We start from the raw sequence: 17,723 nt of genomic DNA on the forward strand, positions 1-17,723 counted from the left end.
AATTTTTTAATTGATGGGAAACCTATGACGACGCAAAAAACTGTCGGAATCCGTCCGGCACTCATGGCGCTGCTATTGCGCCTGCATTTTTATATCGGCCTGTTTATTGGCCCTTTTATCTTTCTGGCGGCACTGAGCGGCACACTGTACGTGCTGACGCCGCAAATTGAAAATCAACTGTATGGCAAACTGCTGTACCCAACTTCGCAAGGGGAACCGCAGCCACTGGAGCGACAAGTCTTGGCGGCCCATCAGGTGGCTGGTTTACAAACCGTACAGCTTACCGCAGTTCGGCCAGCCTCTGGCCCCGGACACAGCACCCGTGTGATGTTCGCCGATCCAACGTTAAAACCGGGTGAGAGCCGCGCCCTGTTTATCGATCCTGTAACCTTGGCGGTATTGGGTGAACAAACCGTTTATGGTACCAGCGGTATTTTGCCGTTACGGATCTGGATCGATTATTTACACAGCGGTGCATTATTTGGCAATTTTGGCCGTTACTACAGCGAGTTAGCGGCCACTTGGTTATGGGTGGCGGCGGTAGGTGGTGTGGTGTTATGGGCGGTGCGCAAGCCGACGCGCAAGAAAAGTCTTCGCGGTCGCCATGCCGTGCTGGGTTTGATTCTGTTGCCACTGTTATTGCTGTTCTCCGCCACCGGCCTGACGTGGTCACAATGGGCAGGTGACAATATCAATGTGGTGCGTCAGATGCTGGATTGGCGCACCCCGCCGTTAAATAGCACCTTGAGTGATGCACCCGCCGTAGCCGATGAGCACGCTCATCATCATGGCGATCACAGCGGACACGCCATGATGCGTAACCCCGATCCTCGTATGTACGATTGGATGTTATTGCAAGCACGTCGCAACGGCATCAGTGCGGGTAAGGTGGAAATCCGTCCGCCAGCAACACCAGATCGCGCCTGGACAGTCAGTGAGATCGACCGTAGCTGGCCAACGCAAGTTGATGCTGTCGCTATTCATCCAGAAAGCATGAATATCGTGGATAAAGTCGAATTTGCCCAATATCCACTGGTCGCGAAATTGATCCGCTGGGGGATCGACGCCCATATGGGGATTTTGTTTGGGTTGATCAATCAGTTGGTACTGGCGGCGTTTGGTATCGGGTTGTGCGTGATGATTGTCTGGGGTTATCTGATGTGGTGGCGCAGACGTCCTAAACATCAGGCCGCCAAACAGGGGGCTCCGACGCTGTTGGCGTTATGGGGTTTGTTGCCTTGGCATACTAAACTGGCGCTGATTTTACCGACAATATTGCTGGTCGTATTCCTGCCACTGATGGGGATCGGACTAGCTGTCTTTATCCTGATCGATATTATTAGCCAACGGTTTAGTCTCAAAAAACAACCGATTGCCACATAATTCACCCTAAGATGCCCGTTCATATTTATGACGGGCATCACACTTTTGAGTTCCGTTGGTAGGCTATGCGCCGGAAGTGATCCAAGCGGCTTACCGTATCGGCGATTCCACCACTAACTTAATCACGCCAATGATGAGTTACTTTGGTCTGATTATGGCGGTGGCGGTGCGATACCGGGGCGCATGAATCCACCAGCACAGCTTCATCTAGCCCGATATGATCTTGCCAATGAATTCCCCATTGGAAATGCATCATGAAAACATCGGGCTTACACTACAGTGACAATGCCGTTATTTCTCAAGAGTCCATCTGTTACCCCTTTGGACGCATCGATAAAATGCACATCCAAGGCCCCTGCCGCGTCCAATTGAAGAAATCGACACATACCCTGTTCTTAATGGAAGGCTTCCAGAATAATCAGGGCAAAAATAGCGTAAACCACAATATCTGGGTCGATCGGCAAAAGATGCCATCACGCCGCCATGTCAGTCATGTAGCAGACTGGGTGCCAGCAGGCTGCAATCTTGACGCGGCTTTCTATGACGAAGGGACACTGCGTTGCATGGCGGTCACCATTTCCCCAACCTTAACCACCTATTTTAATGGTAGCCAGCGCCATACGGGCTCACTCTCCCCCGCCTTAAATATCAGAAATCCACTGCTGCAACTCGCCGGACAGCAGCTAATGCAGCCGCAGGATGAGTTTTATGCTTCAACCTTAATGTTGACGATGTTGATGGAGGCGGCGCATGCCCACGCCACACCACTTCCGATACAAAACAAAAATGATCCCCTGACAGATCAGAAAAAACAGCAGTTGCTTGAATATATTGAAGACAATCTGGGCAATAAAATTTCCTTGCGAGAAATGGCTGCCAACGTCGGCATGAGCCTGTACTACTTCGCCCATACCTTCCAACAACACTTTCAACAAAGCCCATATCAATATGTGTTGGAACGCCGTTTACACAACGCACAACAGCGACTATTGCGAACCCACCTGACGATGACGGAAATCGCTATGGATTGTGGTTTCAGTTCGCCAGCCCAATTCAGCTCCCGCTTTCGTCAGCGTTTTGGCGCTTCCCCGAGCTATTTCCGCCAAACTCACGCGCCTGAAAACAGCAAGATGTAACAAGTAAAACAAGAATAATGTGGCGAGCACATCCCCCGCTTAGCGACACTGTCATACCCTTTTTGCCGTTTTACTCAGGACACTAAAATTATGACAATTCGCATTAGCATGGTGATCCCAACCTATAACCAGCGAGCCTTGTTGCGGCGAACTCTGGCCGCCCTGTGCCACCAAACGTTACCGCGTCGCCAATTTGAGGTTATCGTGATCGATGACGGCGGCAACGACAACGCACAAGGCATCTGTAGCGCTTTCGCCTCGCAACTGAACATTCGCTATTTTTGGCAACGGGATAAGGGTTTACGCGCCGGTAAAGCACGTAATATCGGCATTATGGCTGCCGAAGGTGAATACCTACTATTTATCGATACCGGCGTACTGCTACAGCAAGATGCATTGGAACAACACCTCAACTTACATCAAGCCAGTCAACACCCGCTGGTCTGCATCGGCTATATCTATGATGCTGAAAAACAAACGAACATGGAGCCGCTGATAAACTCGCAAGACGTCGCCTCTTCGGTGGCTTATCTGCGAGACAACAAGGCGGTTGATATTCGTCAGACACAATACGATGAATTGGGGTACAACATCGGCAATTGGCCTGCACCATTTGATCTCTTCTGCACCGACCACGTTAGTGTCGAAAAACAGGCGGTGATTGAAGCCGGCTTGTTCGATGAGGCCTTTGCCGGTAATGGCGGTGAAGACATTGATCTTGGGGTGCGTCTATTTATGGATGACAACAAATTCACGCTGTCGACAGACATCTGCTCGATCCGTATTCCGCAGTCCAAACGCATCACCGAGCAGCCGAGCAGACTGGGGAAAATCACCACTTATATCCATCAAAAATATAATCTGTGGCAGACCGCCTTTTACCCTGACTTATATAGCCATGCCCAGACGTCTTCGCTGAATCAACTTATCGTCCAACACGCCAATCAGGAACAATCGACGCCGGGTACCAACGTGGCCTACTTTCAACCTCGATATTACTGCCCGAAGTGAAAACTGTTCGGGCTAAAGAACAGGCGTTCTGGCTCCACACGTTTACTGCGGCGCAATTGCCCCGGCGTGACCTGAAAGTATTTTTTAAAGGTGCGGGTATAGGTCTGTTGGGTATCGAAACCGAATTCTTCGACTACGGAAACAATGCTCATATCGGTATTCAACAGTGCTAAAGCCGATTCAGTCAGACGTCGTTGGCGAATATATTGCGCCAATGCCACGCCAGTCTTACGTTTAAATAGCCGCTGTAAGTGCCATTTTGAATAGCCCGCTCGCAGCGCCACTTCATCAAGGTTCAGGTTCTTATCCAGATTGGTTTCGATCCAAACCAGAAGGCTATGAATAAATTGGTCTTCTCTCATCACTGTCGATCCTACTGTTTACTACATGGCGGCAGTTTAACCAGTAAAGATTACCCATTAATTAGCGAAAAATTAGCTGAAAATTAGCAACCCGAGAGCATAATTCTTCGCTAAGAAAACCGATTTAAAATACCCTGAAATTAGCGGGTGTCATAAAGGCGAAAAATGTATGCGGGTTCTGCTGGTTGAAGACGACGAGATGATTGGCGCTAACCTCAAGCACGCGTTAGAAGGCGTCGGCTGGTCCGTAGACTGGATACGCGATGGTATTCTTGCTACCAATGCTTGGGCCGATGGCGATTATACCTGCGTGTTGCTGGATCTCGGTTTACCGCGTGATGATGGAATGCAGGTACTGCGCAAGGCGCGCGCGCGTGGCGATATGACCCCGGTGCTGATCCTGACTGCTCGCGACAGTTTGCAGGAACGCATTCATGGGCTGGATATGGGTGCCGATGATTACCTGCTAAAACCCTTCGATTTTCAGGAAGTCTTAGCGCGGATTCGCGCCATTACCCGTCGCCGCCACGGTTCGGCAGACTCGATGATCGGCACCAAAGACATCCAATTGGATATGGTGACGAAAGAAGTCATCATGCAAGGGCAACGCGAACAGTTAACCGCGCGTGAATACGCTTTGCTATATGCCTTGCTCGAACGTCCCGGTGCAATTTTGTCACGCGAACAGTTAGAAAACCGCATTTACGGCTGGGGAGAAGAAGTCACCAGCAACGCCATCGACGTATTGATCCACGGTATGCGCCGCAAAGTCGGTAACGATTTTATCCGTAATGTGCGTGGCTTAGGTTGGCGAGTGCGCGTCACATGAAATTCAACCCGTTCCGCGTCATTACCCGCTCGCTGCGTAATAAACTGCTGTTCAGTCTGGTCTGTGTACACCTGCTGACCATCAGCAGCATCGTTTGGTACTTTTACGCCAGTTACGGTGCGTTAATTGAAACCATCAAAGACGATCAATTAGAGCAACTAGCCAACGCCTACGCGCTGAATGCCAAAATCCCCCACTTACAATTGAACGAAGCTAAAAACGTCGAGAAAAAAGAAGCCTTTATCGTACAGGTTTGGGATAAAGACGGGCAATTACAAACCAGCTCGTGGCCGCCGCTCGCGATCCCACTACAAACAGCCGGTTTGCATAGCGTCAACACTGCAGGTGATCAGTGGTGGCGTGTTTATACCCGCGTGGGTGAAACAAACAGTCAGGCCAAAACCATTCAGGTGATCCACAGCATCAACTTTATGCGCAAGCTGGTGTTTAAACGGGTACTGGTCGCTATTTTCCCATTGGTTATCTTCCTGCCACTGTCATTTATCGTGCTGTGGATGGTGATTTGGCGTGTCTCGCGTGATTTGAAAACCGCTTCGCTGGTCGTTGCTTCACAGGATACCCGCCACATCTCCGGTCTGGCACCCACACGCGTGCCAGATGAGATAGTCCCGCTGGTGGAATCTTACAACAGCGTCTTATCCCGTTTGAGAAAAGCCTTTGATTCGCAAAGTCATTTCTTGCAGGACGCAGCACATGAGCTACGTACACCAATCACCGCGATCAGTCTGCAATTGGAAAACCTACGCCAACATATCGCCCCCGGCGAAGCCAGCGAGCGTTTCGCCCAGTTGGAAGCCGGTGTGGTACGTGCCCGGCATCTGGTTGCTCAACTACTCAGTTTGACGCGGCAAGACGGCAGCGATATTTCGCCTAAAATGGCGGATCTGGCTCTCGAATCCTTACTCAAAGAAAGCATCGAACAGTTGATGATCCTTGCGGATCAGCGCGGTATCGATATTGGGTTTACCGGTTCGGGGGATCATCACATTCGGGGCGATCGCTCTGAACTGCGCAGTCTGTTTGATAATTTGATTGCCAACGCCATGCTGCACACGCCAGAAGGCACGATTGTCGATGTGGTGTTGAAGGAAAGCGACAGCCATATTGTGGTCGAGATTATCGATAACGGACCAGGAATGCCGGAAGAGTTTATCCCACGCGCCTTTGACCGTTTCGCCCGTTCTGCCGGGGCGGAAATCCAAGGCAGCGGTTTGGGGCTGACCATCGCGCAAAGCGTGGCACTGCGCCACGGCATCAAAGTGGAATTGCAAAACCGTTACTCCAATCAGAAAGTGGTGGGTCTGTGTGCCAGAGTGATATTGGAAAAAGGGAATTGATGACTATGACTCTGCCCACATCATGATTCTGCCCGCATTTTCAGCCAATCAATAAATGCCTCGACCTTCGGCCACGAACGTTCCGAGAGCGTCGAGACATAATAATGTTGGGCACACTTCAGCTCCATATTGGGGAAAGGTGCCACCAGCTCACCTTTATCCAATCGCTTTTGCACCAATCTTTTGCGCCCCATCGCTACGCCAGCATCGTTCATTGCCGCGATAACGGCGAGATCGGAACGATCAAACCCTGTCCCCATCCCGGTATCAATATCGATGCCGAAATGTTGTAACCAACTGCGCCATTCATCGGTGCCTGAGTCATAACTCCAAGCCTGACGATCGTGTAAAAACCGCACGTGCGCCAAATTCGCCAAATTACCTTCCAGTTCAAAACGCCGGGCATACTCCGGGCTACATACCGGGATCATGGTTTCATCCATCAGATAATGGTGCGTCAATTGGGGCGATGGCTGGTCATCAAAATAAATCGCCAGATCGATTCCCGCCCGCTGGAAGTTAACGTTTTCATTGCCGGTCAAAATCGTCAGGCTGATCGCGGGGTAACGTTGTGAAAAATCAGCCAACGCGGGGACTAACCAACACTGTGCAATGGAAGGACGTGAATAGACCGTCAGGCTGCCGGAAAGCGCCTGATTTTTAATGTCCAACACCTCCTGATTCAATGAATCGAGGGAAGACTTCAGCGCCCAAAAAACGCGTTTCCCTTCACTGGTCAGTTCAATTTTACGGTGCGAACGCACAAACAGGTCGATCCCCAGCTCGGCTTCTAACTGATTGATCCGGTGGCTGACCGCACTCGGCGTGATAGATAACTCTTCGGCAGCCAAAGCAAAGGACTCATGCCGAGCCGCCACCTCGAAAGTATGAAGTTTCGAGAGTTGCCAACCATTGAGTAAATAGTTGCTACGCCGATTATTGTTCATAACACTCCCACCACAGGTCAACAAAACATCAAAAAGATGAATCAATTTATATCATGATGAGTTTTTTACGCTAAAAAACGAACCATGTCACATGGTTGATCTAATACAGCTCATGTGAAGGCGAATTTATATCGTTTGTCGACCACACGGATTTTTTATCCAATAGGGGTAAATAAAACAACATGGCGGGGCGAGTTATGGAATCACAAATTTGGGTGGCCAGCACGTTACTGGTCAGTATTGTGTTAATTGTTCTGACGATAGTGAAGTTCAAATTTCATCCATTTTTAGCACTGCTATTAGCCAGTTTCTTTGTCGGCACCATGATGGGCATGGGGCCAATTGATATGGTCAATGCGATAGAAAGTGGTATCGGTAGTACGCTAGGGTTCTTAGCGACAGTAATCGGCCTAGGCACCATTCTCGGCAAGATGATGGAGGTTTCCGGGGCGGCGGAACGTATCGGTATCGCCCTGCAACGCTGCAAATGGCTCTCCGTCGATATGATCATGGTGTTAGTCGGGTTGATTTGCGGTATCACGCTATTTGTCGAAGTCGGCGTGGTGTTGCTGATCCCACTCGCGTTTTCCATTGCTCGCAGCACTAACATCTCTTTGCTCAAGCTCGCCATTCCACTGTGTACCGCGTTGATGGCCGTACACTGCGTGGTGCCGCCGCATCCAGCCGCGTTATTTGTCACCAATAAATTGGGGGCGGATGTTGGCACCGTGATCGTTTATGGCCTGTTGGTCGGGCTACTGGCTTCGGTAGTCGGTGGGCCACTATTCCTACGCTTAGTCGGTGATCGTTTGCCGTTTAAATCGGTTCCTGCGGAGTTTTCTTCCCTACAGGTCAGAGAAGAAAGCAGTTTGCCGTCACTGGGTGCCACGCTGTTTACCGTATTACTGCCTATTATTCTGATGTTGGTGAAAACCGTCGCCGAACTGAATCTGGCGAAAGAGACACAGATTTATACCTTGCTGGAATTTATCGGTAATCCTATTACTGCGATGTTTATCGCGGTGTTCATGGCGTATTACGTGTTAGGGCTGCGTCGCCACATGGGCATGAGCGAACTACTGAAACACACCGAAGGAGGCTTTTCCTCCATCGCTAATATTCTGCTGATTATTGGTGCCGGTGGTGCATTCAACAGCATTTTAAAAACCAGCGGGTTGGCTGACACCCTCGCCGTGATCTTATCCAATCTGGATATGCACCCTATTTTGCTGGCTTGGCTAGTGGCACTGATTCTGCACGCCGCCGTCGGTTCTGCCACCGTAGCGATGATGGGTGCCACAGCGATCGTCGCACCGATGCTGCCGCTCTATCCCAATATCAGCCCAGAAATTATCGCCATTGCCATCGGTTCCGGCGCTATCGGCTGCACCATCGTGACGGATTCGTTGTTCTGGTTAGTCAAACAGTATTGCGGCACCACATTAAACGAGACGTTTAAGTTCTATACCACCGCCACCTTCGTTGCTTCATTTGCAGCACTGGGCGCGACTTTCCTGCTTTCTTATTTCATCTAACGATTGAGAAATTTGTTATGAACAAACAAGACATTGAAACACTGGTAAACCAACATCCGATCGTAAAAGACTTGATTGAGCTGAAAGAAACCCGCTGGTTCAACCCCGGTTTCACCTCTCTTGAGCAAGGATTGCCGTTTGTTGGTCTCGACGCCAACGACGTCGCAGATGCACGCGCACGTTTGCAACGCTTTGCGCCCTACCTCGCCGGAGCTTTTGCAGAAACCGCATCAACCGGCGGTATCATTGAATCCCCACTGGTCGCCATTCCCAAGATGCAAAAAGCGTTGGGCGATAAATATGGCCTCACCATTCCGGGGCAGTTATTGCTGAAAAAAGACAGCCATTTGCCGATTTCCGGCTCGATCAAGGCGCGCGGTGGGATTTACGAAGTACTGACCCACGCAGAGAAACTGGCAATTGCCGCGAGATTACTCAGCCCGACTGATGATTACAGCAAACTGCTGGCACCCGAATTTAAAGACTTCTTTAGCCAATACAGCATTGCCGTCGGTTCTACCGGTAATCTGGGGTTATCGATCGGCATCATGAGCGCGCGCTTGGGCTTCAAGGTCACGGTGCATATGTCCGCCGATGCCCGTGAGTGGAAAAAAGCCAAGCTGCGCAGCCACGGTGTGATCGTGGTTGAATACAGCGAAGACTATGGCGTCGCCGTTGAGCAAGGTCGTAAAGCGGCGGAAGGCGATGCGAATTGCTTCTTCATTGATGACGAAAACTCACACACGCTGTTCCTTGGCTATTCCGTTGCCGGTGAGCGGCTGAAAAGACAATTCAATGAATTCAACATCCCGGTAGATAGCGAGCATCCGCTGTTTGTTTATCTGCCGTGTGGCGTGGGCGGTGGTCCCGGCGGCGTGGCATTTGGTTTGAAACTGGCCTTTGGCGATCATGTTCACTGCATTTTTGCCGAGCCGACGCATTCTCCTTGTATGTTGCTTGGCGTCAGCACCGGTCTGCACGACAACATCTCGGTACAAGACATTGGTATCGACAACGTGACTGCGGCCGATGGATTAGCGGTAGGCCGTGCTTCCGGCTTTGTCGGGCGCGCGATGGAGCGGTTATTAGACGGCTTCTACACGTTGGATGACCAGACGATGTATGAACTACTGGGCCTACTGAGCCGTGAAGAAAATATCCAACTGGAACCTTCCGCATTGGCGGGTATGGCGGGCGCAGTTCAAGTGCTGCAAGACAAGGAATATCAGGCAATGCATCACTTCACCCAACAGCAGCTAGGGCAAGCCACCCACGTTGTCTGGGCGACCGGTGGCGGCATGGTTCCTGCCGAAGAAATGGCGAAATATTTAGCCAAAGCCTAATACCAAGCCACTTAGGCTCAAATTGGACTCACAAAAGCTCGTTTTTCATCCGCAGTAAAGTAAAGTTCTCATGAAGGGGTTGCCCGGTTTTGCAACCCCGATTCACAGAGGAGAACTTCAGATGCATTTAACACATATCGATTGGTTACTGGTCGCCGTTATTTCTGCCGGATGTTTATTGGCAGCGATGACGATGCCATTGAGAAGCGTGATAACACATTCACAGCATTATGAAGAAAATACCTATGACTGAGCCCGACATATCGTTAGGTGGTTCCTATTAAAGCTGATTTATCAATGATTTTAGCTGCTCCACAATATCCGTCGCCGTTTCTTCTCGTGGATGTGGATACGTGGATTCACGCACCACCAGCCGGGTTGGCAACAACGTCATCACCTTGTGAGATGGGTTCGGCTGAGACATCAAGGCAATCACCCGTTCTACGGCACTTTTTCCCAGCAGGTCGAAATCCTGAGCAACAGTGGTTAACGCGGGCTGAAAGAAGAGGCTGTCCGCCGTATCGTCATAGCCGGTGACTGAAACCGCATTGGCACCAGTGCGCTTCAATTGAGCCAGTGCGCTTAACACCCCCAACGCCATCTGATCGTTTGCCACCACAATGGCGCTGATACGCGGATTGGCATGGATTAATTCGAAGGTTTTCCCCCAGCCACTACTGGCGCTCCAATCGCCCCAGGCCGTGATGGCATTACTCACCCCAAGCCGATGCAGCGACTCCCGCCAGCAACCGAGGCGTAACCGCGCGGAAATAGAGTGCGCAGGCCCCGCGAGCAATCCGAACTGCCGGTGTCCCAATTCCCATAAGTGTTTAACGCAGGCGTCCGAGCCTTCTCGGTGATCAAAACGCACACAAGAAACATCGGTGTCCGGCGGAACATCCAAGAATAGACCGATCAGATCGTCATTTTCCCGTACCAAACGTTCAGCCAATTCACTTTCAAGTGGCAAGTTAATGATAATGCCGCGAATATTCTGCGCTCTGAATTCGTTGAGCACCCGCTGCAATGCCTCATATTCCGCCCCTTTCAACATCGCAACAGAGACCTGCAACTGCCTCTCTTCCGCATGACTTTTTATCGCCGCGGCAATCTGTGAGGGGGCATGATAAGTCAACGACGCCGTGATTAACCCCAGTGCCGGCATAATCTTCCCAGCCAGTAACTGAGCGGAACGGTTCGGCACATAATGCAATGCGTTCATTGCCTGCATCACTTTTTCGTAGGTTCGCGCTGATACCAACGCCGGGTTATTCAGTACTCGTGAGACGGTTTGCTGCGACACCCCAGCCTCACGCGCCACATCGCTCAACGTTGCTTGTCTATTATTCATTCTCCCCCCCTTTTTTTGCATCATGCGTATCGAGTTTACCGGCGTCAATGAGGATCTTTTATAACATGTATAGCGCTAACATTTTATGTCTTAGCAATGACAATTACGCACGTTATTTAGCCACATTCGTGATCATCTCTGAATTTGACAAAAGCTTCATTTGCTAACCAGGCTGATCATCTGACTAAATTAATCACTATGTACAGCGCATGACATTTTGACAGATAAAAGGTAACAATATGACGCAGAGTACGGGAGCTTCATTTCCTGAGGTCGGTTTTCTCGAAATCCTCAATCGCCGTGACTGGCAACAACAGGCGGTCACTCATGTAAATCGGTTACCGGCACATCCTGAATTCAGCGGATGGCGCGATATTGCGCAAGCACGGGATGAAAAGGCATCACCACAGCGTTGTTCTCTGGATGGCGACTGGCAGTTCGCTTGGCGAGCCAGCCCACAGGCGGTTGACGCCAATTGGTTACAGCAGGATTTGTCGGATGCTCGTGCGGTGACGGTGCCCTCAAACTGGCAAATGACCGGCGATGATGCGCCGATTTACACCAACGTTCGTTATCCCATCGAAACCACTCCGCCGTGGGTACCGCAAGAGAATGCCACCGGGTGCTATTCCCGTGTGATCAACGTTCCCTCCGAATGGCTGGAGGCCGGTCTGACACGCATCATTTTTGATGGTGTGAACTCTGCGTTTCATCTGTGGTGCAACGGTCATTGGGTCGGTTACTCGGTCGATAGCCGCCTGCCTGCGGAGTTTGATCTAACGTCATTCCTGCACGCGGGAGACAACCGCCTCTGCGTGATGGTTATGCGCTGGAGTGCCGGCACTTGGCTAGAAGATCAGGATATGTGGCGTATGAGCGGTATTTTCCGTTCCGTTTCTTTGCTGCATCTGCCGGAAATTCATCTGACCGATATGCAGGTAACGCCAGTGCTGGATGCACTCTATCGGGATGCAGAACTCAATGTACGGCTCAGCGTCTCGGCACCCAGCGCGCGTTTAACCGAGCTGGAAGTCGAAGTTTCTCTCTGGCAAGACGATCGACGGATTAATGCAATACGTCAACCGCTCGGTACGCCAGCGATTGACGACCGAGGAAGTTATGCCGAGTGGGCGTACCTGAATCTGCCGGTTCAGCGTCCTCAATTATGGAGCGCTGAAACGCCACACTGTTACCGCGTGGTGGTGGCGCTGTGGCTGGGCGAAAAACTCATCCAGACAGAAGCCTGTGACGTGGGTTTTCGTGCGGTTGAGATTAAAAACGGACTGTTACGAGTCAATGGCAAACCGCTGTTGATTCGCGGGGTAAATCGCCATGAGCATCATCACCTGCATGGCCAAGTGGTCACCGAAGCCGATATGGTGCAAGACATTTTGCTGATGAAGCAGAATAACTTTAACGCCGTCCGCTGTTCCCACTACCCGAATACTTCACGCTGGTATCAACTCTGCAATCGCTACGGTTTGTACGTGGTCGATGAGGCGAATATTGAAACCCACGGCATGGTGCCCATGAGCCGCCTTTCTGATGACGTAAGCTGGCTGCCCGCCTATAGCGCACGTGTGACGCGAATGGTGCAAGCTAACCGTAATCATCCCTGCATCATCATTTGGTCGCTGGGTAATGAATCTGGCTATGGCGCAAACCACGACGCACTCTATCAGTGGCTGAAGAAAAATGATCCCTCACGCCCGGTTCAGTACGAAGGCGGCGGTGGGGATACGGCGGTAACGGATATTATCTGCCCGATGTATTCACGCGTCGAAACAGATTTGATGATCCCGGCAGTACCGAAATGGGCGATCAAAAAGTGGATCAGTTTACCCGGTGAACAGCGCCCGCTGATCCTGTGTGAATACGCCCATGCGATGGGGAACAGTTTGGGTAACTTTGCCGACTACTGGCAGGCTTTTCGTGAGTATCCACGTCTGCAAGGCGGATTCATCTGGGACTGGGCTGACCAAGCCATCACTAAAACCTTTGACGATGGCATTCAAGGTTGGGCCTATGGCGGCGATTTTGGTGATACCCCCAACGATCGCCAATTCTGTATGAACGGTTTGGTTTTCCCCGACCGTACTGCGCACCCTTCCCTCACCGAAGCAAAACATGCACAGCAATTCTTCCAGTTCTCGTTATCTGATCAGCAACCGCTGAAAGTGCAAATTACCAGTGAGTATTTGTTCCGTCAGACAGACAACGAAACGCTGCACTGGAAAATAGAAACCGCAGGTCAACCGATCATGGCAGGAAGTGAAACGCTGCTTATCGAACCCGGAGAGAATGTTGAACTGACGCTGGTCGAAAATCTCGAGCTCCCTGATGGCATCAATGATGTTTGGCTAACGCTGGAGGTGGTTCAACCACAGGCGACGCCATGGTCCGCCGCAGGACACCGCGTAGCTTGGCAGCAATATCCTCTGGCCACCGCCTTAGTGTTATCACCGAAATCCGTTGCCGCTCATGTTCCGGTACTGACAACGACCAGTACAGAATTCAGCGTACAGGTGGCGAACCAACAATGGACAATCGACCGCACCAGCGGGTTACTTTGCCAGTGGTTAAAAGACGGCGAAGAGCAACTCATGCAGCCATTGCGTGACCAGTTTGTCCGCGCCCCGATTGATAATGACATCGGCGTCAGCGAAGTGACGCGAATCGATCCTAACGCTTGGGTTGAGCGTTGGAAAAGTGCCGGGCTTTATCATCTGGAATCAGAATGTGTGCGGTGTGAAGCAACTCACTTCGGCGATGACATCGTCATCAGCAGCGAATGGCATTACCACAGCCATAGCGGGATGGTGATTGTCAGCCGTTGGCAAATGCGTTTTGACGGGCATGGCGATTTGCATCTTACCGTTGAGGGAGAACGCGCTAAAAATCTGCCACCGCTGCCACGCGTCGGGCTCGTCTTCAAGGCAAAACCACAAAATGATGCGGTCAGTTGGTTGGGTCTTGGCCCGCATGAAAACTATCCGGATCGCCGTAGCAGTGCCTGCTTCTCTCGCTGGCAGTTACCGTTAAGTGAAATGAGTACGCCTTATATTTTCCCAACAGAAAATGGCCTGCGTTGCGAAACCAAAGCCTTGAACTGGGGAATCTGGCAGGTGCGTGGCAATTTTCATTTCTCGCTACAACCCTATAGCATTCAACAATTAATGGAGACGTCGCACTGGCATAAAATGAAGCCAGAAGACGGGGTATGGATCTCGCTAGATGCACAACACATGGGAGTTGGCGGGGATGACTCTTGGACGCCTAGCGTACTAAAGCAATGGTTATTACTGGATACCGAATGGCGGTATCAGTTGACCATTCGCCTTAACTGATCGCCGGAGGGGGCTGCCCCTCCATTTCCATAAATAATAATAGCGGAAATACCCTATGAAATTATCAGCGCTCAGTAGCCGAGAACAACATAACTTTATTTATTTCATGCTGTTCTTCTTTTTCTATTATTTTATTATGTCCGCCTACTTTCCCTTTTTCCCGGTCTGGCTGGCAGATGTTAACCATTTAACCAAAACCGAAACTGGCTTGGTGTTCTCTTCAATATCACTTTTCGCCATTGTGTTTCAAATCGCCTTTGGATTAATTTCCGATAAGCTGGGACTACGTAAACATTTACTCTGGTGCATCGTCGTGCTGCTGGTATTGTTTGCTCCCTTCTTTATCTATGTGTTATCGCCGCTTTTACAATACAACATTTACTTAGGGGCGATGGCTGGCGGCATGTATCTTGGCTGCGTTTTTTCCGGGGGTTCTGGTGCGGTAGAGGCCTATATTGAACGAGTCAGTCGTACCAACCGCTTTGAATATGGTCAGGTTCGCGTATCCGGCTGTATAGGCTGGGCAATTTGCGCCTCGTTGACCGGCATCTTATTCAGCATTAACCCTAATATCACCTTCTGGATCGCTTCCGGTTTTGCGCTGGTGCTGGCGGTTTTGTTGTTACTGTCGCGCCCGGCTCCGGCAACCTCTATGGATGTCGATATCAAGCAAAACCAAGAATTCTCGCTGCGCATGGTGGTGGAATTATTGAAGATGCCACGCTTCTGGGCATTTTTAATTTATGTCATCGGCGTTGCCAGCATTTACGACGTATTTGATCAGCAATTCGCCAACTTCTTCAAAGGGTTCTTTTCATCACCACAAAAAGGCACCGAAGTCTTTGGTTATGTCACCACGGGCGGTGAATTGCTGAATGCTACCATTATGTTTTTTGCCCCGTTCATTATTAATCGCATTGGCGCTAAAAATGCACTACTTATTGCCGGTGTCATTATGTCCGCCAGGATCACGGGTTCGTCTTTTGCTACCACCAGCACCGAAGTGATTATTCTCAAAATGCTGCATATGTTTGAACTGCCATTCTTGTTGGTCGGGACGTTTAAATATATTTCTTCAGTATTCGATCCGCGCTTATCGGCCACACTATTTTTAATTGGCTTTAATTTATCAAAACAGCTTTCTGGTGTAGTGCTATCCACTTGGGCTGGCTCAATGTACGACTCGGTGGGGTTCAGTCAGGCGTATCTGGTGCTCGGTCTGATAACGGCATCTTTCACCGTGCTTTCGTTCTTCACACTGAGTAACTCGCCAAAGCAGCCGTTTTTGGCTCAGGAAGTCGGTAAAGCATAAACTAACAGTCAATATCGAATATTAGCTTGTGGTTTTTCAATAACAAGTTGATTTTATTGGTGGTATATCGTTTCTCCGGCTTAATGGAGCGCTTGTTGGACAGCTTCTACACACAGGGGTAGTCAGAAATCACCGGGTAAGTCGCGCTATGCCTTGCCCGGTTTGATTTCAGACCAAAAGAACGTTACTTCACCTCTACCTGATAAAAAATATGCTTCCCAAACGGATCGATTTCATACCCGGTGACTTCTTTACGTACTGGCTCGAAAATCGTTGAGTGGGCAATCATCACCGCAGGCATCTGGTCATGCATAATCTGCTGGGCTTCCTTGTATAGGGTCACCCGTTTGTCGCGATCCCCCTCTGCACGCGCTTCCAAAATCAACTTATCAAACGGCGGATAACACCACTTCGATGAGTTAGAGCCGCCGTTCGCTGCCGTACAGGTAAACAGTGGGCCAAAGAAATTGTCTGGATCACCCGTTGCTGTGGTCCACCCCATTAACGCAGCCTGATGTTCACCACGTTTCACACGCGTCAGGTATTCCCCCCATTCATAAGTGACAACTTTCGTCATGACACCTACTTTCGCCCAGTCAGCCTGGATCATCTCCGCCATACGCTTAGCATTAGGGTTATATGGGCGCTGAACCGGCATCGCCCACAGATCGATAGTCATGCCGTTTGCGAAACCTGCTTCTTTCAGCAACGTTTTGGCTTTTTCTGGATCGTAATCGTAGTCTTTCAGTTGAGAATCCGCACTCCACACACCCGGCGGTAACAAGTTCTTCGCTACCGTACCAGTGCCGTGAAATACCGCAGCGATTATCGCCGGTTTATTGATAGCAAGAGCCAGCGCCTGGCGGACTTTCACATTATCCAACGGCGCTTTCTGAGTATTAAACGCCAAGAAACCGGTGTTTAATCCTGCCTTTTGCATCAAGTTTATCTCTTTGTTTTCCCTCATACTCGGTAGATCTGCCGGGTTAGGAAACGGCATCACCTGACATTCATTTTTCTCTAATTTGGCATAACGTACCGACGCGTCCGGTGTGATGGAGAAAACCAGACGGTCAAGTTTCGCTCTACCCTGCCAGTAATCTGGGAAGGCGGTAAACAGGATGCGGGAATCTTTCTGATACTGCTTCAGTTCGAACGGCCCGGTACCTATTGGATTCATATCCACCCGCTCAGGCGTGCCCGATTTCAACATCGCATCAGCATATTCTGCACTGAGAATTGAGGCAAAATACCAGCCCAAATCAGCGATGAATGGCGCTTCAGGATGAGCCAGCGTGAAACGCACTGTATGGTCATCAATCTTGTCGATAGCGGTGATCAACTTGCCAAATTCAAGACTTTCAAAGTTGGAGTAATTACCATTGGAGACATTGTGAAAAGGATGTTTTGGATCTTTCTGGCGCATAAACGAGAAGATCACATCATCGGCATTAAAACTACGCGTTGGTTTGAAATATTTGTTGCTCTGGAATTTCACCTCTTTGCGAAGATGAAATGTATATACCTTACCGTCTGCACTGACGTCCCAACTCTCCGCCAAGCTAGGCTGCAACTCGGTGGTACCGACTTTAAAATCCACCAAGCGATTATAGATGGGCACTGCGCTGGCATCCACGCTGGTACCGGAGGTATACAGTTGCGGGTTAAAGTTTTCTGGTGAGCCTTCCGAGCAATAAACCAGCGTGCTTGCCGCTGCGCCAGAGCTGATTGAAAGTGTGGCTATGGCCAACGTAAACGCAGTCATTTTTATTTTCATCGCTACCTTCCTATTGGTTATCCTGCCCCTGA

General features: G+C 50.3%; 14 protein-coding genes and 1 pseudogene. 11 read left to right on the forward strand and 4 right to left on the reverse strand.

From position 1 onward, the window contains the following. The first annotated feature begins 24 nt into the window (after nucleotides 1-24). From AC3ISQ_RS16215 to AC3ISQ_RS16230, 4 genes and pseudogenes are all read left to right on the forward strand, one after another. On the forward strand, nucleotides 25-1,383 hold the full coding sequence (locus tag AC3ISQ_RS16215) for a PepSY-associated TM helix domain-containing protein (RefSeq protein ID WP_489348142.1): 1,359 nt from the start codon (nucleotides 25-27) through the stop codon (nucleotides 1,381-1,383). A gap of 55 nt (nucleotides 1,384-1,438) precedes the next feature. Then, nucleotides 1,439-1,561, forward strand: a pseudogene (locus AC3ISQ_RS16220) (AbgT family transporter); the annotation flags it as partial. 76 nt (nucleotides 1,562-1,637) lie between these two features. Beyond that, nucleotides 1,638-2,519 (forward strand): AraC family transcriptional regulator, encoded by an 882-nt coding sequence (locus AC3ISQ_RS16225; protein ID WP_489348144.1) that lies wholly within the window; start codon nucleotides 1,638-1,640, stop codon nucleotides 2,517-2,519. A gap of 90 nt (nucleotides 2,520-2,609) precedes the next feature. Further along, complete coding sequence (locus AC3ISQ_RS16230) at nucleotides 2,610-3,530, forward strand: glycosyltransferase (RefSeq protein WP_489348146.1); 921 nt, start codon at nucleotides 2,610-2,612, stop codon at nucleotides 3,528-3,530. Here AC3ISQ_RS16230 and AC3ISQ_RS16235 read toward each other — a convergent pair. After that, nucleotides 3,515-3,892, reverse strand: a complete 378-nt coding sequence (locus AC3ISQ_RS16235; RefSeq protein ID WP_489348147.1) for a helix-turn-helix domain-containing protein — start codon at nucleotides 3,890-3,892, stop codon at nucleotides 3,515-3,517. The genes AC3ISQ_RS16230 and AC3ISQ_RS16235 overlap by 16 nt on opposite strands. A 169-nt stretch (nucleotides 3,893-4,061) precedes the next feature. Between AC3ISQ_RS16235 and AC3ISQ_RS16240 the strand changes: the two genes are divergently transcribed. Together AC3ISQ_RS16240 and AC3ISQ_RS16245 are read left to right on the forward strand one after the other, a co-directional pair. Next, nucleotides 4,062-4,721 carry a response regulator gene (locus tag AC3ISQ_RS16240; RefSeq protein WP_489348149.1) on the forward strand — a complete coding sequence of 220 codons (660 nt, stop codon included), beginning with the start codon at nucleotides 4,062-4,064 and terminating at the stop codon, nucleotides 4,719-4,721. Further along, nucleotides 4,718-6,079 carry a sensor histidine kinase gene (locus AC3ISQ_RS16245; protein ID WP_489348151.1) on the forward strand — a complete coding sequence of 454 codons (1,362 nt, stop codon included), beginning with the start codon at nucleotides 4,718-4,720 and terminating at the stop codon, nucleotides 6,077-6,079. Before AC3ISQ_RS16240 ends, AC3ISQ_RS16245 begins: the two co-directional genes overlap by 4 nt. Before the next feature lie 20 nt (nucleotides 6,080-6,099). Here the strand turns inward: AC3ISQ_RS16245 and dsdC are convergent, their stop codons facing one another. Next, nucleotides 6,100-7,026, reverse strand: coding sequence for a DNA-binding transcriptional regulator DsdC (dsdC, locus tag AC3ISQ_RS16250; protein WP_489348153.1), 927 nt, complete (start codon nucleotides 7,024-7,026; stop codon nucleotides 6,100-6,102). 197 nt (nucleotides 7,027-7,223) lie between these two features. On the opposite strand from dsdC, the gene dsdX reads away from it, so the two are divergent. From dsdX to AC3ISQ_RS16265, 3 genes are all read left to right on the forward strand, one after another. Continuing rightward, nucleotides 7,224-8,561 carry a D-serine transporter DsdX gene (dsdX, locus tag AC3ISQ_RS16255; RefSeq protein ID WP_489348155.1) on the forward strand — a complete coding sequence of 446 codons (1,338 nt, stop codon included), beginning with the start codon at nucleotides 7,224-7,226 and terminating at the stop codon, nucleotides 8,559-8,561. 17 nt (nucleotides 8,562-8,578) lie between these two features. Beyond that, on the forward strand, nucleotides 8,579-9,904 hold the full coding sequence (gene dsdA / locus AC3ISQ_RS16260; RefSeq protein WP_489348157.1) for a D-serine ammonia-lyase: 1,326 nt from the start codon (nucleotides 8,579-8,581) through the stop codon (nucleotides 9,902-9,904). Between the two features lie 121 nt (nucleotides 9,905-10,025). Next, complete coding sequence (locus tag AC3ISQ_RS16265) at nucleotides 10,026-10,157, forward strand: hypothetical protein (RefSeq protein ID WP_489348159.1); 132 nt, start codon at nucleotides 10,026-10,028, stop codon at nucleotides 10,155-10,157. A gap of 27 nt (nucleotides 10,158-10,184) precedes the next feature. Here AC3ISQ_RS16265 and AC3ISQ_RS16270 read toward each other — a convergent pair whose 3' ends face one another. Next, nucleotides 10,185-11,255, reverse strand: coding sequence for a LacI family DNA-binding transcriptional regulator (locus tag AC3ISQ_RS16270; RefSeq protein WP_489348161.1), 1,071 nt, complete (start codon nucleotides 11,253-11,255; stop codon nucleotides 10,185-10,187). Nucleotides 11,256-11,494: 239 nt separating this feature from the next. On the opposite strand from AC3ISQ_RS16270, the gene AC3ISQ_RS16275 reads away from it, so the two are divergent. Together AC3ISQ_RS16275 and AC3ISQ_RS16280 are read left to right on the forward strand one after the other, a co-directional pair. Further along, nucleotides 11,495-14,602, forward strand: a complete 3,108-nt coding sequence (locus tag AC3ISQ_RS16275; RefSeq protein ID WP_489348163.1) for a beta-galactosidase — start codon at nucleotides 11,495-11,497, stop codon at nucleotides 14,600-14,602. A gap of 55 nt (nucleotides 14,603-14,657) precedes the next feature. Beyond that, nucleotides 14,658-15,914 carry an MFS transporter gene (locus AC3ISQ_RS16280; protein WP_489348165.1) on the forward strand — a complete coding sequence of 419 codons (1,257 nt, stop codon included), beginning with the start codon at nucleotides 14,658-14,660 and terminating at the stop codon, nucleotides 15,912-15,914. 184 nt (nucleotides 15,915-16,098) lie between these two features. Here AC3ISQ_RS16280 and AC3ISQ_RS16285 read toward each other — a convergent pair whose 3' ends face one another. After that, complete coding sequence (locus tag AC3ISQ_RS16285; protein WP_489348167.1) at nucleotides 16,099-17,691, reverse strand: ABC transporter substrate-binding protein; 1,593 nt, start codon at nucleotides 17,689-17,691, stop codon at nucleotides 16,099-16,101. Nucleotides 17,692-17,723: the final 32 nt, after the last annotated feature.

Source organism: Serratia sp. KH_031, from assembly GCF_057839655.1.